At 44.4% G+C, this 23338-nt stretch carries 20 protein-coding genes; 17 read left to right on the top strand and 3 right to left on the bottom strand.

All coding sequences use genetic code 11. The annotated features are described in order from the left end of the window. The first annotated feature begins 171 nt into the window (after window positions 1–171). From FQV30_RS12530 to FQV30_RS12495, 8 genes are all read left to right on the top strand, one after another. Window positions 172–612: an Ohr family peroxiredoxin gene (locus FQV30_RS12530; RefSeq protein WP_146500497.1), complete on the top strand. Its 441-nt coding sequence runs from the start codon at window positions 172–174 to the stop codon at window positions 610–612. A 164-nt stretch (window positions 613–776) separates the two neighbouring features. Beyond that, entirely contained in the window at window positions 777–1253 is a 477-nt protein-coding gene (locus tag FQV30_RS12525) for a quercetin 2,3-dioxygenase (RefSeq protein ID WP_222434325.1), read from the top strand. Window positions 1254–1342: 89 nt separating this feature from the next. Beyond that, window positions 1343–1870, top strand: coding sequence for a hypothetical protein (locus FQV30_RS12520; RefSeq protein ID WP_186725644.1), 528 nt, complete (start codon window positions 1343–1345; stop codon window positions 1868–1870). 642 nt (window positions 1871–2512) lie between these two features. Next, the gene (locus FQV30_RS12515; RefSeq protein WP_146500495.1) at window positions 2513–4225 is read left to right on the top strand and encodes a sigma-54-dependent transcriptional regulator; all 1713 of its coding nucleotides are present in this window, start codon (window positions 2513–2515) and stop codon (window positions 4223–4225) included. Between the two features lie 162 nt (window positions 4226–4387). Further along, complete coding sequence (locus tag FQV30_RS12510) at window positions 4388–5380, top strand: 2-keto-3-deoxygluconate permease (protein WP_146500494.1); 993 nt, start codon at window positions 4388–4390, stop codon at window positions 5378–5380. A 14-nt stretch (window positions 5381–5394) separates the two neighbouring features. Next, the gene (locus FQV30_RS12505; RefSeq protein ID WP_146500493.1) at window positions 5395–6690 is read left to right on the top strand and encodes a four-carbon acid sugar kinase family protein; all 1296 of its coding nucleotides are present in this window, start codon (window positions 5395–5397) and stop codon (window positions 6688–6690) included. Beyond that, window positions 6677–7675 (top strand): 4-hydroxythreonine-4-phosphate dehydrogenase PdxA, encoded by a 999-nt coding sequence (pdxA, locus tag FQV30_RS12500; protein ID WP_146500492.1) that lies wholly within the window; start codon window positions 6677–6679, stop codon window positions 7673–7675. The genes FQV30_RS12505 and pdxA overlap by 14 nt, the downstream gene beginning before the upstream one ends. A gap of 257 nt (window positions 7676–7932) precedes the next feature. Further along, complete coding sequence (locus FQV30_RS12495; RefSeq protein WP_146500491.1) at window positions 7933–8433, top strand: SRPBCC domain-containing protein; 501 nt, start codon at window positions 7933–7935, stop codon at window positions 8431–8433. 77 nt (window positions 8434–8510) lie between these two features. On the opposite strand, the gene FQV30_RS12490 is transcribed toward FQV30_RS12495, so the two are convergent. Then, window positions 8511–9356, bottom strand: coding sequence for a DUF4097 family beta strand repeat-containing protein (locus tag FQV30_RS12490; RefSeq protein WP_146500490.1), 846 nt, complete (start codon window positions 9354–9356; stop codon window positions 8511–8513). A gap of 243 nt (window positions 9357–9599) precedes the next feature. On the opposite strand from FQV30_RS12490, the gene FQV30_RS12485 reads away from it, so the two are divergent. From FQV30_RS12485 to xylF, 8 genes are all read left to right on the top strand, one after another. Continuing rightward, window positions 9600–10463, top strand: a complete 864-nt coding sequence (locus FQV30_RS12485; RefSeq protein WP_146500489.1) for a PPK2 family polyphosphate kinase — start codon at window positions 9600–9602, stop codon at window positions 10461–10463. Window positions 10464–10662: 199 nt separating this feature from the next. Continuing rightward, window positions 10663–11805 (top strand): sugar ABC transporter substrate-binding protein, encoded by a 1143-nt coding sequence (locus FQV30_RS12480; protein ID WP_146500488.1) that lies wholly within the window; start codon window positions 10663–10665, stop codon window positions 11803–11805. Between the two features lie 90 nt (window positions 11806–11895). Next, complete coding sequence (locus tag FQV30_RS12475; protein WP_146500487.1) at window positions 11896–13416, top strand: sugar ABC transporter ATP-binding protein; 1521 nt, start codon at window positions 11896–11898, stop codon at window positions 13414–13416. A gap of 11 nt (window positions 13417–13427) precedes the next feature. Beyond that, the gene (locus FQV30_RS12470) at window positions 13428–14603 is read left to right on the top strand and encodes a sugar ABC transporter permease (RefSeq protein WP_146500486.1); all 1176 of its coding nucleotides are present in this window, start codon (window positions 13428–13430) and stop codon (window positions 14601–14603) included. A 170-nt stretch (window positions 14604–14773) separates the two neighbouring features. After that, the gene (locus FQV30_RS12465; RefSeq protein WP_146500485.1) at window positions 14774–15751 is read left to right on the top strand and encodes a substrate-binding domain-containing protein; all 978 of its coding nucleotides are present in this window, start codon (window positions 14774–14776) and stop codon (window positions 15749–15751) included. Then, complete coding sequence (locus FQV30_RS12460) at window positions 15748–17196, top strand: sensor histidine kinase (protein WP_146500484.1); 1449 nt, start codon at window positions 15748–15750, stop codon at window positions 17194–17196. The genes FQV30_RS12465 and FQV30_RS12460 overlap by 4 nt, the downstream gene beginning before the upstream one ends. Further along, window positions 17189–18748: a response regulator gene (locus FQV30_RS12455; protein ID WP_146500483.1), complete on the top strand. Its 1560-nt coding sequence runs from the start codon at window positions 17189–17191 to the stop codon at window positions 18746–18748. The genes FQV30_RS12460 and FQV30_RS12455 overlap by 8 nt, the downstream gene beginning before the upstream one ends. A 19-nt stretch (window positions 18749–18767) precedes the next feature. Next, complete coding sequence (gene xylF, locus FQV30_RS12450) at window positions 18768–19868, top strand: D-xylose ABC transporter substrate-binding protein (protein WP_146500482.1); 1101 nt, start codon at window positions 18768–18770, stop codon at window positions 19866–19868. A gap of 52 nt (window positions 19869–19920) precedes the next feature. Here the strand turns inward: xylF and FQV30_RS12445 are convergent, their stop codons facing one another. Next, window positions 19921–21141, bottom strand: a complete 1221-nt coding sequence (locus FQV30_RS12445) for an EAL domain-containing protein (RefSeq protein ID WP_146500481.1) — start codon at window positions 21139–21141, stop codon at window positions 19921–19923. A 244-nt stretch (window positions 21142–21385) separates the two neighbouring features. Here FQV30_RS12445 and FQV30_RS12440 point away from each other — a divergent pair, with 244 nt between their 5' ends. Then, window positions 21386–22111, top strand: a complete 726-nt coding sequence (locus tag FQV30_RS12440; protein WP_186725643.1) for an SGNH/GDSL hydrolase family protein — start codon at window positions 21386–21388, stop codon at window positions 22109–22111. Window positions 22112–22244: 133 nt separating this feature from the next. Here FQV30_RS12440 and FQV30_RS12435 read toward each other — a convergent pair whose 3' ends face one another. Beyond that, window positions 22245–23069, bottom strand: coding sequence for an STAS domain-containing protein (locus tag FQV30_RS12435; protein ID WP_146500479.1), 825 nt, complete (start codon window positions 23067–23069; stop codon window positions 22245–22247). Window positions 23070–23338: the final 269 nt, after the last annotated feature.

The following is a 23338-nucleotide window of genomic DNA, read 5'->3' as shown; positions in this document are numbered from 1 at the left end:
GTAATGAATGAAGTTATCTTAACACAAAAAAGTCAGATTAGACTAAATAATTAAAATTTTTATTGTAAATGTTTTTGTAATATTAAATTGAATATTTTGAATATTGTAGAGATTGGATAAGAAAAGGCGTATAATAAAATCGAATTTAAAACGTGTAAGGAGATGTTCGAAATGGCTGGTTCTGAGTTTATATTTCAGACAGCAGCAACCAATGTCGGCGGACCGGAGGGAGTCAGTTATTTAGGGGATGGTTCATTTTCCACCAAGGTTACCCATCCACCCGAATTGGGGGGATCTGGGGAAGGGCTTAATCCCGGAAACTTTTTGGCGCTCGGTTACAGCACCAGTTTCAATTTTACGTTAGCCAGAATCATGAAAGCGGAAGGGCTTGATGGCGAACCAATGACCACCACGACCGTTGAGCTTCAGCCAGATTCATCAGACAACGGATTCAAACTGGCGGTGCGGCTGGAAGTGGCAATCAAAGGCATGGAGAGGGGGAAGGTGCAGGCGCTGGCGGACAGAACGCATGCGGCATGTCCCTATTCAAAAGCGATGAAAAATAATGTTGATGTTACAATTGCCGCTGTTGTTTATGAGTCTCTTGCCTAAAGGAGGGGGTTTTGTAAAGCGATTCAAGAGAAATACAGGAGACGCATCAAGAAAAGCTGCTCTAGAAGATTCCGGGGCCTATGAGAAATGCTTTTTTTTCAACACGTAAAAAAATACGAATGGCAATGCCGTTTATCCGGCTGAACTCTTAGGAGGGAAGAAGAGTGGGACAGCAACTGAATAACGCTTTTGCATTTGCTCGTGATGAAGGCAAAGCGTATTGGTTTCTTGGCACCTTACTGGAAATGAAGGCGACTGCCAAGGACACGGACGGCGCATTTGGTATGATTGAATCCCTGCATCCAGCTGGCTACGCAACACCGTTGCATGTTCACCAGAATGAAGATGAAGTTTTTTATGTTTTAGAAGGAGAATTGACATTCACCGTCGGAGAAAAAACAATCATGGCCAAACCTGGAACGTTCCTTTATGCACCGCGGGGCATTGCCCATATGTATAAGAGCGAAGGAACGGTTCCTTCAAGAATTTTGCTCATGGTAACGCCAGCTGGATTTGAACAGTTTTTTGTTGAAGCAAGTGTACCGGCAGATGAGTATAAATTGCCTCCGGATACTGTCGTTCCTGATATGGATAAGTTGATGGCGGCTGCCCAGAAATACGGCATTGAAATACAAGGGTAATTGAAACTTCTGGATAAAGCTTTTTGAAGGAGAAGAGTAAAATGCTCTATAACGTCGTTTTATTTCTCCACATATTAGGAGCGGTGATCATGTTTATGGCGATAGCCATACTAGCAACGGCAATGTTGTCCATGCTGTATGCAAAAGAAACGGAAAAAATCCGGTTATGGTCGAACTTGGCTGTGAAAATCGATGCCTTGTTTCCGTTGAGCACGCTGATCATTTTGGCGCCGGCTTTATATTTAGTGTTCTCGGCATGGGGCTGGGGAATGGCGTGGATAAATGTATCGCTGGCAGCGCTTCTCGCCAACAGCTTTTTGGGGCCGGTCATCAATTTGCGGCGGCTAAAGGGCATTTTGAGCGCCGCTAATTCCGAAACGAATTCAGCTCCATCCGCTGAATTGCTTAGTAAAGTGAGGGACCGTATTCTATGGACCTCAGTATCAATCATGTCAATGATCATTGTGGGCATCCTTTTCCTGATGGCGGTCAAGCTGCCGCTGCTCGGTTCTTTGATCACCATGCTCATTGCCGTTGCCGGAGGTTTTGTTTTAGCGAATGTTCTTTTGGCAAAAGTTAAGACTGCTGAAACGCCTGATACAGCATCTTATCGATGACTTTGGCGCTCTAAAGAAAAAGCCGGCCATGAACAATCATGGCCGGCTTTTTAGGCAGGAGGCAGAATGTACTGGCAAAGGCTGAAATTTTCCTTATTGTACTTTTAGCGTTATATAATCTATAGAAAAAAATTCAGGAATGTACAAATGGCTATAATGCATTCGCAAAGGGGCCAATTGAATTTAAAAGAAGAGATTCACTTTTCATCGGCAAAACGGCAAGTTTTACCCGCCCACTATTTTAGCTTGCTTTTCCGATATCGAAACTTCCTTCATTGAAAAAGGAGTCTCTTTCTGGACATGAGGACATATCGAGTGGGGAGATGAACAGGAAATCATCTATGATATAGAAGAATTTAAAAAATGCATTGAACAGAAGATGCCTGAAACATAAGCAATATCGGTTTGCGCTTGCGATGATGACAGGCTCACAGAATCGTTCAGAACAAAGCTGTTGAACTGTCGCAAATTTCTAATGACAGATGATAAAATTTCTCCAATAACCATATAACTTCCACTACTGTCAGCCGTTTCTGAGGATTTGTTCTCAGGAACGTTTTTTTATACTGATAATTTTTACTGTTAGGTTTGAAAACAGAAGTATAATGAGGGAAAAGAAAAATAAAAAGGAGGGCTGTCGTGATGAGAAAAATCAACATAGGATTTATTTCACCATACGAGGCGATGGTTCCGATGATTGAAGAGTTGAAGAGGGGCCATGACGATCTGAATATAACCGCGAAGGTGGGCAATCTGGAAAAAGGAATGGAATTCGCGCGTGAAATGGAACGCGGAGGCGCTGATATCATCATCAGCCGAGGTGGGACGGCCAAGCTGATCCGTGAATCTGTGGGATTGCCCGTTATCGATGTCCATATGTCAGGCTACGATCTATTGCGTTCTATCATGCTGGCAAGCGGCCATTCGCAGGAGAAAAAGGCGTTGGTCGGGTTTTCGAATATTACCTTAGGGGCTGTTTCGATTGTCAGTCTATTGGAAATCGATATGAAAGTTGTCACCATAACAGAAGCTGCTGAAGTGGAAAAAATATTGTCGAAGCTGAAAAATGATGGATATACGCAAATTCTGGGGGATGTTGTGACTGTCAATGCGGCGGCGCAGCTTGGATTGAACGGCCTTCTGATTCAATCAGGGCGGGAAGCCATTTTGGAATCGCTTGAAGAAGCACGCCGGCTGTTCAAATCACAGCAAAAAAACCAGCAGCTTTTTAGAATCATGCGGCATTTGCTGAAGGAACGGGAGCAAGACGTTCTTATCCTTGGCGATCAAGGACAAAGTCTTTTTGAGAATTGGACTTCTTTTGAACAGGCACCTCTTTCAAAAGAAGAGCTGGCTTCTTTGGCCCAGCAAGCATTTGCGGGAAATTCCCCTATGCAAAGGACCATCTATGATAAGGGGGAGGCTGTGAGTGTACGTGCGGATTTGTTCGATGACCGAGATGGAAAAACCGTTTCCTTCTTTTTCAAGCGTCTTCCCGTTTCAATGCACGACCCGAACGGAGTGACATTCGAAGAAATCAAGCAGTTGCCTCCGTTAGTAGCGGAAAGCCTGCGGATGAAAGCCATCAAACAATTGCTTGAACAGCCGGCACTTGCAAATGAATCAATTGTGCTGGCCGGAAATACAGGAAGCGGAAAAGAAATCACGGCACGTTATGTCCATGCCTTTCATCGGAAAACAGGCGGCTTTGCGACACTGCCTGTTGAGAAATTGGAAGCATCTTTGGAAGAACTCTTGTCTTTTCACCTTTCTACTTTAGTTTTAAAATTTCCAAGGCTTATTGAAAGCACTAAACTGCGTAACTTCAAGAAAATACTGACGGCGCTCCAAGAAACAGGTGTACAGCTTATTTTGCTGGTCCAGGAAATGCCAATGGAGAATTTGGAGAAATTAGGCCTGCAAGATGCCATTATAGTGGATTTGCCGGAGTTGAACGAAAGGAAAGAAGATATTGCGTTCCTTGTACGCCAATTTCTAACAGAATTCCATCAATTACTCGGTACGCAGCCGATCAAAGTACGGGATGAGGCGATGAGGGAATTGGAAAAGATTCAATGGAGCGGCAATATCGATGAATTGAAGGGTTATGTGAAAAAACTGGCTCTGATTGAAAAAGACTATGTGATTGAAAAAAGCACATTGCTTAAGGTGCCTGTCCGATCTCAAATGCGCCAAGATGAGGGCTTCCTTATTCTGAATAAGGAAGATGATTTAAAAGCAATAGAACAGAAAGTTATTGAACAAGTCCTGAAGGAAGAAGAGTTCAATCAAACCAAGGCTGCAAAGCGGTTAGGAATAAATCGGGCGACACTATGGCGCAAACTTAAAAACTAAGTTTGCGTTTCTATTTTCTGCTTGATGTTGCAAAATTAAACTATTTTAAAATTTAGACTAAAAAATATTAGTTACATGTTGCTTTTTATAACAAATGTTTTATAGTGATTATTGAAAGCGTTTTCTTTAAAACGTTCATTAAAAATGAAAGAGGGGAAAGAAATGAAAATCAAAGCAACTCTTGAGCGGATTCCAGGCGGAATGATGGTCGTTCCATTGCTTTTGGCAGCTACAATCAATACTTTTGCACCGAATTTACTTCGGATTGGCGGGTTTACAGAGGCGCTTTTCGTCGATAGTGCAAGCGCTCTCATTGCCTTATTCCTGTTATGTACTGGTGCACAGATCAACGTAAGAATGTTTGGCGTCTCCCTTGCAAAAGGCGCAACCTTACTAACGACAAAATGGGTAGTCGGTGCAGCTGTCGGGCTTATCGCTTATATGTTTGCCGGTGAAAATGGGTTGTGGCTTGGCATAGCTCCGATTGCCGTAATCGCAGCTATGACCAACAGCAATGGCGGATTGTATATGGCACTTGTCGGCCAATACGGTGGCAAAGATGACCGCGCCGCTTATTCTCTGCTAGCATTGAACGATGGACCATTTTTGACGATGGTAGCTTTAGTTATTTTCGGTTTTATGGGGTTTGTAGAAGGCCTGTTTTCGCCAATTACGTTCATTGCCGTTCTGCTGCCGATTTTAATCGGGATGATTCTTGGAAACCTGGATGAGGATATGCGTTCTTTCCTGGATCAGGGGAGTTCAATACTGATTCCGTTTTTTGCCTTTGCTCTTGGAATGGGCATCGACTTTAATGCAATTATCCAAGGCGGACTTGGCGGTATTGTGTTAGGCTTGATGACCGTATTCATCACAGGAACTGCGGGATATTTCATCTTCAAAGCATTAAAATGGAATCCGATTGTTGGAGCTGCGGAAGGTTCGACGGCCGGCAATGCGGTAGCGACGCCGGCGGCTATTGCGGCGGCAAATGCGAGCTTTGCTTCAATGGTTGATATTGCAACTGTACAGGTTGCGGCTTCAACAGTAACAACGGCAATTTTACTGCCTTTATACATTGCGTTCTTAGTGAAACGCTTGGAAAAACGGGGCTTCAGCTTTAACAATGGAAGCCTGATGAGAAAAGGTGTTTAAAGGAGTGGCGGACTATGGCAACTAAGATCGGCATCATTGCGGATGATTTTACAGGAGCGAATGACAGCGGCGTTCGGCTGGCGCAAAAAGGTTTGAAATCGCGTGTTCTTTTAGCGGACAGCACAGACCGTGCGGCTGTGTTGGATGCGGATATAGATGTATGGATTGTGGATACGGAAAGTCGGGCTATGCAGCCAAAAGACGCCTATCGGGCTGTATACGAAGAAATTGAACGGCTGAAAAAGCTGGGTGTCATGACCTTCTATAAGAAAGTCGATTCCACGCTTCGCGGCAGTGTGGCTGCCGAATTGAAAGCAATGCAAGATGCGGCGGCAATGGATGTAATATTCATCACCCCCTCATTTCCAAGCATGGGCCGGACAGTAGAGGGAGGAACGCTATACGTCAATGGCATTCCGGTTTCGGAAACCGAATTTGCAAAAGATCCGAAAACCCCTGTTCTCCATAGCTATATCCCGGATTTGCTCGCTGCAGAAAACATTGAAACGGCTGTTTTGAGCCGCAACATTTTACATGCAGCCAATCCCGAAAACTGGGTGCTTGAACAAGTGGAGGCAGGTGTAAAATGGATTGTGTGCGATATAGTAAAAGATGAAGATTTTCCGGTACTTGCACAAATCGAAGCAAACTTAAAGCTTTCCATCGGCTGGGCAGGATCGGCGGGGATGATTGACCATCTGTACATGGATTTGTCCAGGGGCGGCCACAAAAATTCACTTTCGCACTCCATCGGCAAAGTATTGGTCGTTTCCGGCAGTTTATCGGGCAGAACACAAGAACAATTAGAAGTGCTAAAAGCAAGGCCGGCAACAAAAATGATCGAAATCGATCCATTGGAACTATTGATTGATCCGGTGCACGCAGGCCAAAGAGTGGCGACTTTGGATGACTTCGAAAAGTGGGACAGTGCAGTCATTTATGTTAGCGGTTCACAAGAGAACCGTGAAAAAGTAAGCGCGTGGGCTAAAGAAAACGACTGGTCAGTCAACCAGACAGGCAAAGGCATCTCCCAGGGTCTTGGGCATCTGGTGCAATCAGCCTTGCACTTGGCGGAATTCGATGCCATCATCATGACGGGAGGGGACACTGCCAAGGACATCTGCAACGTATTGGACATTTTAGATATGGAACTGCGTTTTGAAGTGGAAGCGGGAGTGCCTCTTGGAATGGTAAAATGGAATAAGAAAGAGTTAGTGGCGATTACGAAGGCGGGAGGATTCGGGAATGCGGGTACTCTTGCCAACGCCGTCGATTATTTGAAAGGAGCGGGGTTGCATGCAAGCAAATAAACCGATTATCGGGATTACCATGGGGGACGCGGCCGGAGTCGGCCCCGAAATCATACTGAAAAGTTTTGAACATGACGCCGTTCATGAAACAAGCCGCTCATTCGTCATTGGCGATGCAGCAATTTTGGAACGCGCAAAAACATTTACCGGCAGTGCAAAAGGGATTCGGCGTATCACCCACGTTTCCGAAGCGAAATTCGAAAAAGGGGTTATTGATTGTCTTGATCTGAACTTATTGTCAGACGATCTTCCGATTGGCAAAGTATCGCCCGAAGCCGGAAATGCAGCATTCCAATACTTGGCGAAAGCGATCTCTCTGGCGAATGCCAAAGAAATCGACGCGATCTGCACAGCACCATTGAACAAAGAAGCTTTGCAAAAAGGCGGGCATATGTATCCGGGGCATACTGAAATTCTGGCGGAATTGACTGGCACAAAAGACTATTCCATGATGTTGTCCGCGCCGGATTTGAAAGTTATCCATGTTACAACGCACGTCGGCATTATTGATGCCGTCAATATGATCAATCCGGAACGGGTTTTCTACGTTATTCAATTGGCGCATGATACGCTGTCTAAAGCCGGTATTGAAAAACCGAAAATCGCTGTCTGCGGCATCAACCCGCATGCAGGCGAAAATGGCTTGTTCGGCTACGGGGAGGAAGAAGAGAAAATTATTCCCGCAGTAGAAAAGGCTGTGGCTCAAGGCATTGATGTCCAAGGGCCGCTTCCTGCGGATACATTGTTCTTCCGGGCGAGAAGAGGAGATTTTGATATTGTTGTTGCAATGTACCACGACCAAGGACATGCACCGATCAAAGTTCTTGGATTAGAGTCAGGCGTCAACATTACAGTCGGCTTGCCGATCATCCGTACAAGCGTTGACCATGGAACAGCATTCGATATTGCCGGGACAGGCATTGCGGATGAGAAAAGCCTGGTTGAAGCTTTGCGCCAAGCGGTCGAACTTGCACCGAAATCTTAAGATGCTAAAATCGAGAACCGTTTAGGAGAAAGCTTCCTAAGCGGTTTTTCTTCTGGAAAAACTTGCTGAATAGTCTGAATGCAACTTGACAGGAACATTCCTTTCCGGGTATATCGTAGATATGGAACTTTAACGAATTCACTGGCACTGCCAAACCTGCCAACAGAGTGGATGGAAAAGGTACAGAAATCGGAAAGGAAAGCTGTCTTGCCCGTTGCCTGACGCTGGAAACAAGCGAATACTAAGGAGGATGTCCAATGGCAGCCGACAATGGATCAAATACGGCAATTACGAGAATTGAAGAACGCGAATTGATCATGGAACGGTTTTTCATGGCCTCAGGGGAGCTGGTGTTTTCAATGTATACGGAAAGGGAGCATATTGTGAATTGGTGGGGTCCGGTGGGCTGGACAACAATCATTTCTCAAATGGACGTCCGTCCCGGAGGAGTGTGGCATTACTGCATGCGTTCGGATGATGGACAGGAGGCATGGGGAAAGAGTGTATACGAAGAAATAACAAGGCCGAAACGGCTTGTATACACAGACGCTTTTTCTGATGAAAACGGCAATGAGGCCGAAGGGATGCCAGTTATGAAAATTACAACGGATTTTTTAGAAGAAGGAAACGGCACAAAAGTTATCAGCCGGACACTGTTTGCCTCACAAGAAGAGCTGCAAAAAGTAGTCGGAATGGGGGCCATTGAAGGCATGGGCGAAACATACGACCGCCTTGAGCTGTATTTGAAACGATTTTAAAATGAATGCTTGAACGGGCTGGGCCTCCACCATCAAGGCACAGCCCGTCCAATATGTTATTTATAGAAGAAACTTACCTACTTTTCGCTAGTGAAGAGGATATCGCCGTCTGCCGCTGCCAATTTAATCAGATAGATTCCATCACCATAAACAAGGTTGTTGGAGTTTTCCCCCATAATATCAACTTCTCCATTTTCGGCTTGCGCCTCAAACCGGACATCTGTGGGAGGTTCTTTACTCCGAATGGCAATTCCTCCATTTTCCGCGGTAAGATCCATGGAATACGCTACTCCATCCAGTGCTATATCGATGTTTCCATTGGAAGCTATTCCTGTCAGGGAGCCGAATATATTCTCCATGTCCAGATTTCCGTCAGATTCTGCTTTTATCAAATGAGCTTCCAATTTTCTCATGCTGATTTTTCCATCGTCCGTTCTGGCGATGATATATTTCATACTCATGTTTTCAAAATCCACATCGCCTTTGCTGGTTTCAGCGGAAATTTCGTATGCCTCGATATCCCCGGCTCGTATGTCTCCATTCGTACTTGTTAACGTAAGCGAAAGCAGATGTGGCTGTCCAAGATAAACAGTCAGCAGCGGTTGCTTTTCTAAAACTGCACCAAAGGCTTGAGTTTTGTTTTCGGTTTCGATCGATAAATTTTTTCCTTGTATATGTGTATTCAAACTGAAATTTCTGCTGTCTCCGGTAACGTTCAGCTTCGTATTTTCATTTTCGGACGGAAGAAGAAGAATATCGGTGTTTTCGGCATTGACTTCCAAATTCGTTATTTCTTCATCGATTACCATTTCTTTCGGTGCATCGTCAGCTGAAGTAAAGGATCTATACCAAAAGACGCCAAAAGCGAGAGCAGCAAGCAAAAGGGTGGAAAGAACAAATGGAACCCGTCTCGTCGATTTCATATGATTTCCTCCTCTTTTATGCAGGCGAATGTCGAAGGGAAATGGAAATTACAGAAACTATTCTTATTGTTAAAAGAAGTATAGGTGATAACGAAAGGTTAATCAATGATGTGCCGAAAAGATAAAAATATGATATTGTAAACTGAAAAAAACTTTGCCCAACCAATTATTAAGATGTTTCATTCCTATCACAACGGCAATAACATCATTGATAGACAGTTGAAAAGAGCGAGGAGGGGTTCAATGGACACAAGCAAATATTTAGCAAAGCAAGACCAAAAAATAGACTTGAAAATGTATCCGACCTCAGTGAAGAATGGCATTGCCGAGAAAGAACTGAAGGAAAAGCTGATTCCTGAAAGCATTCAAAAACTGAAAGAATTGCATCTGAAGCTCCAGGCGGAAGAGGAAAAAGGAGTGGTTGTCGTCCTGCAGGCAATGGATGCAGCAGGAAAAGACGAAGCCGTCAGCTATATTTTTTCCAACCTAACTGCCCAAGGGCTGAAGGTCACCTCATTCAAAAAGCCGACTGATGAAGAGCTTGCACATGATTATATGTGGCGCTTCCACAAAGGGTTGCCGGCGAGGGGGGAAATCGGCGTCTTCAACCGTTCTTATTATGAAGAAGTGATTGCGCCGCGTATTCATGATTTGCTTGAATCGACGCCTCTTCCTGATGAACTGATTGATGAGAACATTTGGGCGATCCGTTATCGCCAAATCAATAACTTTGAAAGATATCTTGTGGAAAATGGTTTTCCTGTTGTTAAGTTCTTTTTTAATATGTCGAAAGAAGAGCAGAAAAAACGGCTGCTCGAACGGATGAAGAATCCGGACAAAAATTGGGAGTTTTCGTTCAACGATGTCAAGGAACGGCAGCATTGGGATGGCTATCAGCATATATTCGAAGATATGCTCAACCATACTTCGACCGAGTATGCGCCTTGGTATGTGCTGCCCGCTGACGATGAATGGTACTCACGATATATTGTTTCGGAAGTAATGGTGGAGCTGCTTGAAAAAATCAACCCTAAATATCCTTCGATGTCCGGCGAGGAAAAAGAAAAACTTGATGAGGCGATCAAACTTCTCGAAAAGGAAGAATAATGCACATAACCCGCAGCGGGAAACAATTTCCGCAGCGGGTTTTTTCATGCGGAAATTTGCTTGATTACTATAAAGCCTTCTATGTTAAAAAAGTATAGGCAATGCTAAAAGATTGCTAGTGATAGCGCTTACATTAGCTGGCGCTCTGGATATAATGAATATGTAGCAAAACAAACTACAAGTTGAAAGGGGAATGGAAATGATTAAAACTTGGAGAAAATTCTCTCTTCTGCTGGTGCTGATGGCAGTGACGCTCGTTATAGCAGCGTGTGGAGGAGGCAGTGAAGGCGGAAGCGGCAGCGAAGGCGGAGGTGGCGGAGGTGGCCAAGTCGACGTTGGAATCGTATTGCCTACAAAAGATGAACCAAGATGGGTCCAAGATGAACAGCGGTTCAAAGATGCATTAGCTGAAACGGATTATTCCACCGAAATTTTGTTCAGCCAAGGATCTTCAGCTAAAGAAAAAGAGAATGTTGATATCCTGTTGAACAAAGGCATCAAAGTGCTGATCATCGCTCCGCATGACGGTGCGGCGGCGGCAGCTGCAGTAGAATCTGCCAAACAAGATGATGTCACTGTCATTGCTTACGACCGTTTGATCACTGATACAGAGGCAGTGGATTACTATGTGACGTTTGACAGCCTTGCGGTTGGGGCGGCTCAAGCACAATACTTGATCGACAATGTTGAAGGGTCTGGCGTTCCGTTGTACTTGTATGCAGGAGCTTCTTCTGACAACAACGCTTTCTTGTTCTTCCAAGGGGCATGGAGTGTGCTGCAGCCGAAAATCGCTGATGGCACATTCAAAATCGCCAACTCAAGCGAAGCGGAAGCATTGAAAGATACAGCTGAACTTTCGCGTGATCAGCTGAGCAAAGTACTGGGCCAAGTTACAACGAACTGGGATCCAAATGAAGCGAAAAACAAAGCACAGACACATTTGACTGGTGTTGGAGCTGATTTGAAGGGCGATGTAGCGGTACTGGCTCCAAATGATGGGACTGCCCGTGCAATTGCAGACGTGTTTGCTTCTGATGATGAAGTGACAAACTATGTCATCACTGGGCAAGACGCGGAAAAAGCTTCTGTTCAATACATTATCGACGAAAAACAGTCGATGACCGTATTCAAAGATGTTCGTACATTGGTCAAAGATGCAATGGATATGGCTGTGACCGTTCTCGAAGGAAATGAGCCTGAAACAACTGGTTCTTACGATAATGGAGCTGTAGAAGTGAAAGCGAAACAAACAGATGTTATCACTGTTGACAATGAAAACGTAAAAGAAGAGCTTGTGGATTCCGGCTATTATGAAGCAAGCGAGTTTACTGGACTGCAATAACATTGCCCATAGTGATGCCTGAAATAGTGATAGAGCCATCTATCACTATTTCGCTATTGCTGTGGCGGTTTGCTTAAAGGAGGGAATTTGATGAGCGGATATATTTTGGAGATGAAAGGAATCTCCAAAGAATTTACAGGTGTCAAAGCGCTCAGCGATGTGAATTTCAAGGTGGAAAAAGGTGAAATTCACTGTTTGATCGGTGAGAATGGGGCTGGAAAGTCTACGTTGATGAAAGTATTGAGCGGCGTCTATCCTCATGGTGCATACCAAGGCGATATTATCTATGAAGGAAAGGCGCAAGAGTTCAACACAATAAACGACAGCGTCGGGGCAGGCATTGTTATTATTCATCAGGAACTCGCATTATTTCCGGATTTGACTGTCTATGAAAACATCTTTGCCGGCAATGAAGTAAAACGCGGCTCTTTTGTCGATTGGAACGAAACTATCGTACAAGCAAAAAAATTGCTGCAAAAAGTGAAGTTGAAGGTCAATCCGGAAACCTTGGTCAAAGATTTGAGCGTCGGCAAACAGCAGCTGGTTGAGATTGCCAAAGCGCTCAGCAAGGACGTGAAGCTGCTTATTTTGGACGAGCCGACTGCAGCCCTTAACGAAGATGACAGCGAAAACTTATTGAACTTGTTGAAGGACTTGAAACAGCAAGGCATCACTTGCATTATGATTTCGCATAAGTTAAAAGAAGTTATTTCAATTGCAGATAAAGCGACAGTGTTGAGGGACGGAAAGACCATTTGTACATTGGACGCAGCCGAGGAACCGATTTCCGAGAGCGTCATCATCAAAAACATGGTGGGGCGGGAAATCGAAGATATCTATCCAAAACGGCTCAATAAAAAAATCGGGGACGATCTTCTGCAATTATTCAACTGGAATGCTTATGATGTCGAATTAGGTCGGTATGTCGCGAAAAACGTCAATTTCCATATCAAGAAAGGAGAAATTGTCGGTATCGCAGGACTGATGGGATCAGGCCGAACAGAACTTGCTTTAAGTATTTTCGGGAATCCGAAAAATTACAAGCTGAGCGGAGAACTGTTGTGGAACGGCAAAGAAAAAAAACTGCCGCATACCAGAGACGCCATCAAAGCGGGAATTGCATATGTGACGGAAGACCGGAAAGGCAATGGCCTATTCTTGCTTCAAGACATTAAAAACAATGTGACGGTCGCAAACTTGAAAGGTATTTCTTCGAACGGCATTATTAACGACAACGAAGAAATCAAAGTGGCTGGTGAGTATAGAAAATCGATCAACATCAAAGCCTCTTCGCTCGAACAGAATGTCGGCAATTTAAGTGGCGGAAACCAGCAAAAAGTATCAATCGGCAAGTGGCTGTTCGTCGGGCCGAGACTGCTGATTCTTGATGAGCCGACGCGAGGCATCGATGTAGGCGCGAAATTTGAAATATACACGATTATGAACAAGCTGATCAGTGAAGGTTTGAGCATCATCATGATTTCTTCCGAGCTTGGAGAAGTGCTTGGAATGAGCGACCGCATTTATGTGATGGGTGAAGGTGAAATTAAAGGAGAGCTGGCAATTGAAGAGGCCAGCCAGGAAAAGATTATGCATCTTGCTACGCAATAGGGGGGATTTCGGTGACATTTTTCAATGAGGCAAAGTTTTTAATAAAAGAAAATATACGGGATTATGGAATGTATATTGCATTGTTCGTCATTTTGCTGACATTCTCGATTTTAACAGATGGTTTGTTCATGTCTTCGCGGAACATCAGCAATTTGTTGGATTCTGCAGGATATATTGCGGTGCTGGCTGTCGGGATGACCCTCGTCATTGTCATCCGCCATATTGACTTGTCCGTCGGTTTTGCGGCTGGATTTCTTGGCGCAATCGCAGCAATTTTTCTTACGCAAATGGGTGTATCCGTGTACATCACAATTCCTGTCATTCTCGTTTTCGGGATATTTGCAGGCTTATTCAATGGATTTTTGATCGCTCAAATCGGCATTCCGGCATTTGTTGCCACATTGGCAGCCATGCTTATCTTTAGAGGGGCGCTTCTCAGAGTAACGGAAAGAACCGGTACGATTATCGTCAACGATGAGAAATTCAATGCACTTGGCAACGGATTTATCCCGTCGATCGCTGAAGTGAACGGCTTGCACTTACTCACATTAATTATTGGATTGGCCGGGATTTTGCTTTACATTTACAGCGAGTTTTCTAACCGGCGAAACAAGAAAAAATATCAATTTGACGTGGTTTCCAAAGGGATCTTTGCCATGAAGCTGGTTTTGGTTTCGGCGGTTATTGCTTATATCACTTGGATATTGGCTGGATATAACGGCTTTTCATGGACGGTTGTCATCATGTTGGCAGTTGTTGTCATCTATCACTTCCTTACGACGAAGACCGTTCTTGGCAGGCATATATATGCAGTTGGAAGCAATCCGGAAGCCGCTCACTTGAGTGGGATCAACGTAAAAAAAATTACTTATATCGTTTTCGGTTCAATGGGGATGCTCGCTGCGCTTTCGGGAATTTTGTTCACTTCCCGTCTCCAGTCGGCGACCACTACAGCCGGCACCTTATTTGAGCTTGATGCTATTGCAGCGGCTTATGTCGGCGGCGTATCTTCAGCTGGCGGTGTCGGGAAAGTGACAGGTGCAATCATCGGCGCCATCGTCATGGCATCATTGACAAGCGGGATGAATTTGATGGGTGTCGGAATATCATATCAGTACATCATCCGGGGCGGCGTGCTGGCTGCAGCTGTAATCTTTGATGTTATGACCCGCAGAAAAAGAGGATGACTTGGAAAGAAACAGAAAGGCGGTAAAAGGTCTTTCTGTTTTTTTATTGGCATCCGATCTGAATTTACTGCGAAGGATTAATAGGACTAAAAGGCTAATAAGGTCTTGTGCAAGATAAAGCATGTGGTATGATGAAAATAATTAATTATTCAAAAAAGGGGACACTCAACTTGCGGAAAACAGGCATAGTTTTATTGTGTTTCTTAGGTCTTGTCCTTTTTTATTTTACCTTTCAGTCAGCGGGAAAAGTTTTTCGGTCGAATTGGGAAATGCCTGAACATGCCATCGAACCTGTAAATCAGCATCGCTTGATTCTGATCACCAAAAATCTGGATACGCCTTTTTGGGATCAAGTCGCCCAAGGTGCCCGGGAACAAGCGCAAAAAGAAGGCGTTAGCCTGGAAGTATGGGGCAGCTACGGCAACAACCAAGATGAGTTTTTGAAAAAAATTGAAGTGGCGATTTATTCGAAAGTGGATGGCATTATCGTCCAAGGCATGGATTCTGAAGAGTTCAATGAGTTAACAAAAATCAAAGCTTCTTTTTATAACATCCCGATTATCACAGTGGCGAATGATGTGCCGATAGAAAAAAGTTTAAGAAGAACGTATGTGGGCTCAGACCAGTATTTGGCCGGGCAGATGATTGCCAAGCAGCTATTGGCTGATATGGGACCGGCTGGAGAAGTCGTATTAATGAGTGACAGCAACCAGGAATATTACCAAAAGCAGCGGCTCCAAGGCATACAGGATGGATTAAAAGACTATCCGGATATCCATGCTGTCAACGTTGAGATCTCCGATTCAAGGGAACAAATCATTTCTGCAACTCAGGATGTACTGAACCAAAAACCGGATGCTGAAGCTTTTATTGCAGTAAATGCCGATTTTACAGGAGTGATAGTCCAGGAAATTAGTAAGCGCTTTCAAGTTGAACCTTATTATATTTACTCATTTGATGACGGATCTGATTCTTTGCAGCTGCTGGAGCAAGGAAAACTGGATGGAATAATTGGGCAATCACCGAAAACAATGGGCAATGTCAGTGCGGAGCTGATCATCAAGTTGCTGAGGGATGAGGAGGTTCCTTTTGATAAAGAAGGATATCTCACCGATATCCGGATGCTGAAAGAGAAGGAAGCGCGATGAATAGAATCCAGAAGAAGATATGGTCGCTTACCTTAGTTGTATTGTTCATCATGGCGATTATTTGGATTGCCTTGACTTATTACAATCAAAAAACGCAGGACCAGTATAATGCTATTTTGCAGCGTTATTTAAGTTTGAACGAAGTGACGGTTGCGAGCCAAGACCTTATAACCGATTTGAATGATTATTTGCTTCAGCCTTCTGAGGCGAATTTAACTCAAGTAGATGCCAGCAAAGCGAATGTCCAAGATGCGAAAGGCGAGATTCTCATCTTGAAAAATAAGGACAATGAATTTGCGATGGCAAATTACATGAATTTGATCGACAGTTTGACAGAAACAGCAGACCGGTCGCTTATGCATCACAAACAACAGGAGACTGAAGCCTCGACAAATGATTTTTCCGAAGCGGCGCGCATCTCCAATTACATTTCTGAAACGACGCTGACTTTGATCGATACCGAGTTGAAAACATATGAACGCCTTTACCGGCAAGTTATCGAGCAATCGAACGAACTGAAACGGCTTGGAATCTGGCTGCTCTTGCTTATCACCTTTTTACTGTTGTTGATGACCTATTGGTTTTCAAAAAGCATCACCAAGCCTGTCCAGAAGTTGACTCAATCAGCGAATGAGCTGGCAAAAGGCAGATTTGATCTGCCGATCAAAGTCGAATCCAACGATGAAATTTCTTTTCTTGCGGAAACATTTGACCGGATGCGGGTCAACATCAACAATTTGTTTTTGGAAATTCAAGAAAAAGCGCAGCTTGAACGGGAGCTTCAACAAAACAAGCTGTTGTTGAAGGAAAGCCAGCTGAAAAGCTTGCAAAACCAGATCAATCCCCATTTCCTGTTCAATACATTGAACATCATGTCAAAAAAAGCATATTTAGAAGGCGCGGAAGAAACGAGCGATTTGCTTGTAAGTGTGGCGGGCTTGCTTCGCTATAACTTGAAACGTTTGGACAAACCGGTGACGCTGCATGAGGAAGTGATTGTTCTGAAACAATACATGGAAATCCAAAAAGCAAGATTCACGGAGCGGCTGCATTTGCATATGGAAATTGACGAAGCATCTCTAAGCGTGCAAATTCCAGGATTAACGCTGCAGCCGATTATTGAAAACGCCGTCATTCATACAATTGAGCCTTCAGAGGACGGAGGCAACATTTGGTTTCGCATCTTGGACAGCGAAAACTTGGTGACAATTGAAATCGAGGATGATGGACAAGGAATGGTGCAAGAGAAAATTGCACAAATTCTTGGAGGCGATTCTGAGCAAACCGAAGGGCAGTCGACAGGAATCGGTTTTAGCAATGTCGTAAAAAGGCTCCGGCTTTTCTATGGCCTGGAAGATGTAATTGAAATCCAGAGTATGCAAGGGAAAGGTACGAACGTGAAACTGAAAATACCGAAAAAGAGGAGAAATGACGAAAATGACTAGACTCCTAATTGTGGATGACGAACAAATCGAGCGTGAAGGGCTGCAGATGATTTTGCAGAAAGCCTATCCTGATCTCGTCATCGAACAATCAAAAAACGGTAAACTTGCGGTGGAGCTGGCCGGGAAATTCAAGCCGGATCTAATCTTAATGGATATTAAGATGCCCGGCATGAGCGGATTAGAGGCGGTTGAAAAGATTAGTGCCGACCATCCCGCCATCAAATTCGTCATGGTGACGGCTTTTGATACGTTCGACTACGCGAGGCAGGCGATCAAGCTTGGCGTCAAGGACTATTTGCTGAAACCGAGCAAGGCCAGTGAAATCATCGCGACTGTCGGGAAAGTGCTGAACCAGAACGAAGAAGAACAAAAGGTATTGGCCGTCAGCATGTCCCAGAAAGAAGCGCTGCAAAAAGCGCTGACACTCGTCGAGACCGACGTTGTTACACAATTGCTGTTTGACCATGTCCATGAAGTGCATTTGGATATGTTGGTTGAAATGCTCGATATCCAGTCGACAAACGAAAAATTTGTCATGAGCGTATTGCTGGCTGAAGGTTCGGGCGCCTATTATTCCGCAATCAAAGAAAAAGTGCGCCAATCTAAAAGCGGATGGGTCGGTGCTTTGTATGGCCGCCAGCTTCCTATCATCGTATTCCGGGAAGCGGGGGAATCATTCCGCTCGCAAGGTGTTTCCTTGGCGAACGAAATTTTATCCGTTGCGAAATTGGATGGCGAAACCGGCTGGTTTATCGGAATTGGGAACGTGTGCGGTTCGCTTGGCCAAATTAGGCAGTCTTACCAGGAGTCTTTGATTGCGACGATGGATTCGAGCCTTCCGGTGAAATACCGATTCTATTCGGATGTACCGGCTGTAGGAACTGCTCGGTGCGGGCATTTGGCAAAGCTCGGGGAAAAAGAGCTGTTCGACCAGATCCGTCTCGGGGAATGGGAGCAAGTCGATCTTCATGCTCTTGATTTGATTCAATGCTATGAAACGGAAAGAGCGGACCTCCTGCAGACGCAGCAGCGTGTGCTGGAATTGCTGTGGATCGTCTCCAGGGTTATGGATGAAATCGGCATTGAGACAGAGAAGCCGCTGTTTTCTTTTCAGGCGCAGAATTACTGGCAGCTCCGCCAGGAAACCAGCCGTTTGCTGGAACGCATGAAGCAGCATTATTTCGCCCATTACGGCGATCTCGAAACTGATACCATTTACCAGATCAAGCAGTATATCATGGAGCACTCCCATCAAGATATTTCATTGGAAGCACTGGCGCAGAAAGTGAAGCTCAGTCCGATATATATCAGCAAAATGTTCAAGGAAAAGCTGGGCGTCAATTACATTGATTTTCTGACAGAATGCCGGATCGAAAAAGCGAAAAAACTGCTTGGAGACCCAGAGAAAAGCATTAAAGAAATCACATTTGAAGTCGGTTATCATGAACCCAACTACTTTAGCAAGGTCTTCAAGAAAATAGCGGCAGTTTCGCCTAAAGAGTATCGGAGAACACTTTTAAGCAAAAAAAGTTTACCCGTTGGGGACAATTGACAAAAAAGGGGAGAGCCCGATGGGACGATTTTGGATCAGTTGCAGAATTGCTCTGTTTTTGCTGATGTTGATGCTTGGTGCCTCCGCATGTGAGCAGGACGGAACAGGTGAACGAGTAGTTCAGCAGAAAATTTCCCCTACACCGTCCACTGAAGTGAAAAAAGCTGGAGAGGCGGAAGAGAAGATAAAAATCGGCTTTTCCATGGATACCCTGCTGGAAGAGCGCTGGTTGAAAGACAGGGATTTGTTCAAAAAAGAAGTGGAAGCGTTGGGGGCGGAAATTGAAATAATGGCAGCAAGTGGAGATGACGCTTTGCAAATTTCCCAAGCGGAAACCTTAATCGATGAAGGCGTGGATCTCTTGGTTGTGGTGCCCCATAATGCCGAAGCCATTGCAGCTATTGTCCATAAAGCCCATAAAGCGGGTATTAAGGTTATTGCTTATGACCGCTTGATCAAAAATGCCGATGTTGATTTGTATGTTTCATTTGACAATGAAAAAGTGGGGGAACTGCAGGCAAAGGCCATGACCAGGCTGGTACCGGAAGGGAACTATGTTTATATTGGCGGTGCTGACACGGACAACAATGCCCATCTATTGAAAAAGGGCGTTTTCAACGTCTTGCAGCCGTTTATTGACAGCGGAAAGATTACGGTCGCTTATGACCAATGGACAAAAGATTGGTCGCCAGCAAGTGCAGAGGAGAATATGATGGATGCACTTGAAGCGAATGGCGGCCGGATTGACGCTGTCATTGCAGCCAACGATGCTACGGCAGCAGGCGTTATAAAGGCACTTGAAGCAAAAGGGCTGGCGGGCGAAATTCCGGTTGCCGGCCAAGACGCAGAATTGGCTGGTGTACGCAGCATTGTGGAAGGCACCCAAACCATGACCGTATATAAGCCAATCAAATTGCTGACCAAAGAGTCTGCAGAGCTTGTGGTCCGCCTGGCAAAAGGCGGGAGCGTAGAAACAGAACAAAAGATCAACAATGGAAAGGTGGAAGTGCCGGCCGTTTTATTGCCTCCTGTGGCGGTGGATAAGGCGAATATTGAAGATACCATCATTGCGGACGGCTTCCATTCAAAAAAAGATGTCTATGGATCAGAAGAAAGATAAAAGAGGTACAGAGGAAACCGAGTGATTTCCCTTGTACCTCTTTCATGTCTTCTTACTGGAAATACAAATAATCGTTTTCCAACAGCAAGGAATAACTGATGTCAATGAACAAGAAATACTGGTCAGATAATGGATAGCTGAATGTGCGCACCATTTCGCCGGTCTCGATATCCGAATATGTATCAGACAATATTCCTTTGTTCCATGTTTTCATATGCATCGTATTTTCCAGGAAATATGGGCGGAACGCCCAATGGGAACCATGCTGGTCCTTTTCCACTTCCCACGACTGAAGCCGTTTCCTGAAGTTTGAAGAAATTTGCTGTCCGTTGCTGTCGCATACGTATATACGGAAGCTTTCCTCATTGAACGAATTTTTCACCGCTTCTATGAAAGAATCGGCCGTTTCAGGCCCTTGCCACTGATTTAACAGTTTTTTGACTTTCTCCTCACAGGAAAGGGTAAATGCCAAACGCCCTTCAACGCGGGATTTTTCCAGCTGCACAAACGCCTTCACTTTTTCACCTACATTGACCGCCAGTGAATTGGTCGACAAAAAGCCGAAATCAGGATGCGCCAAATAGAATCCTTGGTAATAATGGCCGCCGTGCTTCCAGGCAAAATAGAGCTGATGATTGTCTTCGATATTTTCATAAGATAATTTCGCGCCGATTCGCCGAGCTAAAACAGATAAGGAATAAATGATGTCCTGAAATACTTCCGGGTTATGGTGGCGAACAATGCTCGTATCGATTTTGAGTATATGGGGCTTAAGCTGCCGGATGCGGTCGATATTCGAGCTTTTCGCACCGACATGGTCCACTGCAATTTGAATCCCATACGTTTTGTAATAAATCAACAAATGTTCCAGTACACCAAAATCTTCATCAAAATCATGTTCTGTGATTTCCAGTACAATCCGGTTCATCGCAAAGCCTTTTTTCTCGTAGGCTTTTAAGGTCTGCAAAAAATCTTCGCCGCTGTTTATAAGCAGCTGTTTGGCGTTGCGGTTGATGAAGAGCGAGCCTTCATTTTTTTCTTCAAGCATTTTTGTGATCGCCAAATGCAAGATATGCTGATCAACTTCGGTTTTATATTCATCCGGAACATCACCATCATGGAAAAAATCGCCCAAACTGGTCCATTGGCCATTTTCACACTGATAACGGCCAAGCACTTCGTAGCCGATAACATCATGCTTTACTGCACTTATAATGGGTTGGAAGGCAGGGCGGACTTTATGCAAGTTTTCAAGAATTTCTAACGGATCCAATGGGCATCCCCCTTTTGTGCAATTTTCAAGTTAGCGGAGTCTAAAAGTAAGGAAGTTAAAATGGAAAAAACAAATTAGCCCTCAAGCAGGAAGAACCTGGTATCACTGCCTATCCTGATATAGCGTTGTGGCGTATTTCTTGAATTTTCTGGGTATGTATATTTAATTGTAACTAAATTGCATGAATTATTCAAAGTTGTTTGGAGAAAGAATATGGAACCCTAGAAAGTGGAGAGGTGGAAGCGTGATAAAGAAAAGAGCGGTGTTAACGGTCATCCTTCTATTTGGCACGGCGGCATGCGGACAGCAGGAAATCGATTCCACAGTCGATTACGTTGCTCTTGGGGATTCTTTGGCGGCAGGGCAGACCCCATACTCGGAAATCGATGCCGGCTATGCGGATCTGATTGCCGAAGAACTTGAAAGCCAAGAACAATTGGAAAAGTATACGAAAGAGCTGGCGGTTCCAGGGTATACAACTGACGATATACTCAAGCAGCTGGAGACCGAAAATGCAAAAGAAACAGTGCAGACAGCGGATCTTATCACCATTTCCGCTGGAGCGAATGACCTTCTTCGCTTGGTGCGGGTAGATCCGGCCAGCGGGGAATTGGGCTTTGATAGAAGCCAAGCGGAAGAAAAGCTCGACGATGTCCGTATAAACATGGAAACTATGCTGGCGGAATTGAGAAAACAAGCGCCGGTTGCCGATATATATGTGCTGGGTTATTATTTTCCCTTTCCCCATCTTCAAGATAACCAAAAAGCGGAACTTGAGGATCAGCTGGATCGGCTCAATGAAATACTGGAGGGGGTTGCGGAGCAACAGGAAGCAAAATTTGTCCCAGTAGATGAGGAATTCGGTGAAAATGCCATAGACAAGTTGCCGAATGCAGCCGATATCCATCCAAATCGCGAAGGCTATGAAGCCATGGCCGATGCTTTTTGGGACAGATATAAAAGCCGATAACCGGCCATTTTCCTGGTCAAGCCAGCTTTTCTCGCCAGGGGCGCCGGGAAATTCCAGTAGATCTTACCGAGAAAAACGTATGCATAAAGGAAATGAAAAAGCAGCAGGTTATCCTGCCGCTTTTTTTATGTTCTTAAACCACCAGATATTCTTTTAAGGCTTGCTGCAAAGTGCCAAGCGTTTGCGTTTTTGGGTCGAAAGAGAGGTCCAGATGGATCATTTTCCGGACAACTTCAGCGCGCAAACCTGTAATGACGGTTCTGCAGCCCATCATTGACGTGCCATCGATAATTTTCATCAAATGGTAAATCACTTCTTGCTCCATATCAGCGATGCCAGACAAATCCATGATCAATGTCTGGATGCGGGATCTGCCGATTTCCATCAAAACTTTTTCTTCGAGAATCGATGTGCGGAACGAATCCACTGATCCAATAAGCGGAAGAATGCAGACGGAAGTATTGATCGGGATGATCGGGACAGATAAGTTTTCCACCATTTCACGATGGGCAAGAAGCAAAGCATCTTTATATGTAGAATAATTGATGAAAAACGTAGTTAAAAATGCGTCAACGCGAGAGTTGATGTCCTTTTCCATGCGGAAAAAGTCAAATCCCACTCTGTTTTCTTTGGCATCGTTATACTGTTGGATGAATGTCCATAGAGTACGGCGGATAGCCTGGACCCATTCCAATTTGAATGACAGCTCCATGGAATGGGTCGCCCACGCAATTCCCTCTTGTTTTGCGAACAGACCCAAGTCTTCTTCATTGCCATCAATGATATATACAACCAATTTATGGGCATTTGCCACCAAATCAATATTGCCGATAGCAAGGATTTCATCGATACGGTCTTTTACATTAACCGCTTCAGCTAATAATTTTTCATCAAATGCTTCTTGGTATTTCTCGAAGAAAGATTTAATATCTACAGAATTTTGTATTGCCTCTGCCATTTTTGCTGCTCCTTTGTAGTTAAATTTTCATAGAAAGTAATACATATTCTTATTTTAATCATTTGAGCAAATAGAGTCAAAATTAAAAGAGGTTCTGCTATATTCAGGAGCCTTCATAATCTTTGAAGGAGTAGCGTTTTCAGTTTTTTCTATAAAAAAGAAAAGAGGTTTATCATTCGGAACTTTTCCTATTGCTACATGATGCAATAGACGACGGAATAGGCATATTGACATGGTTGAAGATAAGAAAAACGGAAGAATGCTTCGTG

The sequence above is a fragment of the Planomicrobium sp. CPCC 101110 genome, from assembly GCF_007859395.1.
Classification (GTDB): domain Bacteria; phylum Bacillota; class Bacilli; order Bacillales_A; family Planococcaceae; genus Planococcus.
The sequence above is the reverse complement of the archived record's forward strand: the minus strand, read 5'-3'. Positions and strand labels throughout refer to the sequence as shown.

Bases quoted from the DNA above. Each gene is read 5' to 3' on its own strand.
- FQV30_RS12530 (WP_146500497.1), top strand. From the start codon at position 172: ATGGCTGGTTCTGAGTTTATATTTCAGACAGCAGCAACCAATGTCGGC.
- FQV30_RS12520 (WP_186725644.1), top strand. From the start codon at position 1,343: ATGTTTATGGCGATAGCCATACTAGCAACGGCAATGTTGTCCATGCTG.
- FQV30_RS12515 (WP_146500495.1), top strand. From the start codon at position 2,513: ATGAGAAAAATCAACATAGGATTTATTTCACCATACGAGGCGATGGTT.
- FQV30_RS12510 (WP_146500494.1), top strand. From the start codon at position 4,388: ATGAAAATCAAAGCAACTCTTGAGCGGATTCCAGGCGGAATGATGGTC.
- FQV30_RS12505 (WP_146500493.1), top strand. From the start codon at position 5,395: ATGGCAACTAAGATCGGCATCATTGCGGATGATTTTACAGGAGCGAAT.
- pdxA (WP_146500492.1), top strand. From the start codon at position 6,677: ATGCAAGCAAATAAACCGATTATCGGGATTACCATGGGGGACGCGGCC.
- FQV30_RS12495 (WP_146500491.1), top strand. From the start codon at position 7,933: ATGGCAGCCGACAATGGATCAAATACGGCAATTACGAGAATTGAAGAA.
- FQV30_RS12490 (WP_146500490.1), bottom strand. From the start codon at position 9,356: ATGAAATCGACGAGACGGGTTCCATTTGTTCTTTCCACCCTTTTGCTT.
- FQV30_RS12485 (WP_146500489.1), top strand. From the start codon at position 9,600: ATGGACACAAGCAAATATTTAGCAAAGCAAGACCAAAAAATAGACTTG.
- FQV30_RS12480 (WP_146500488.1), top strand. From the start codon at position 10,663: ATGATTAAAACTTGGAGAAAATTCTCTCTTCTGCTGGTGCTGATGGCA.
- FQV30_RS12475 (WP_146500487.1), top strand. From the start codon at position 11,896: ATGAGCGGATATATTTTGGAGATGAAAGGAATCTCCAAAGAATTTACA.
- FQV30_RS12460 (WP_146500484.1), top strand. From the start codon at position 15,748: ATGAATAGAATCCAGAAGAAGATATGGTCGCTTACCTTAGTTGTATTG.
- FQV30_RS12455 (WP_146500483.1), top strand. From the start codon at position 17,189: ATGACTAGACTCCTAATTGTGGATGACGAACAAATCGAGCGTGAAGGG.
- xylF (WP_146500482.1), top strand. From the start codon at position 18,768: ATGGGACGATTTTGGATCAGTTGCAGAATTGCTCTGTTTTTGCTGATG.
- FQV30_RS12435 (WP_146500479.1), bottom strand. From the start codon at position 23,069: ATGGCAGAGGCAATACAAAATTCTGTAGATATTAAATCTTTCTTCGAG.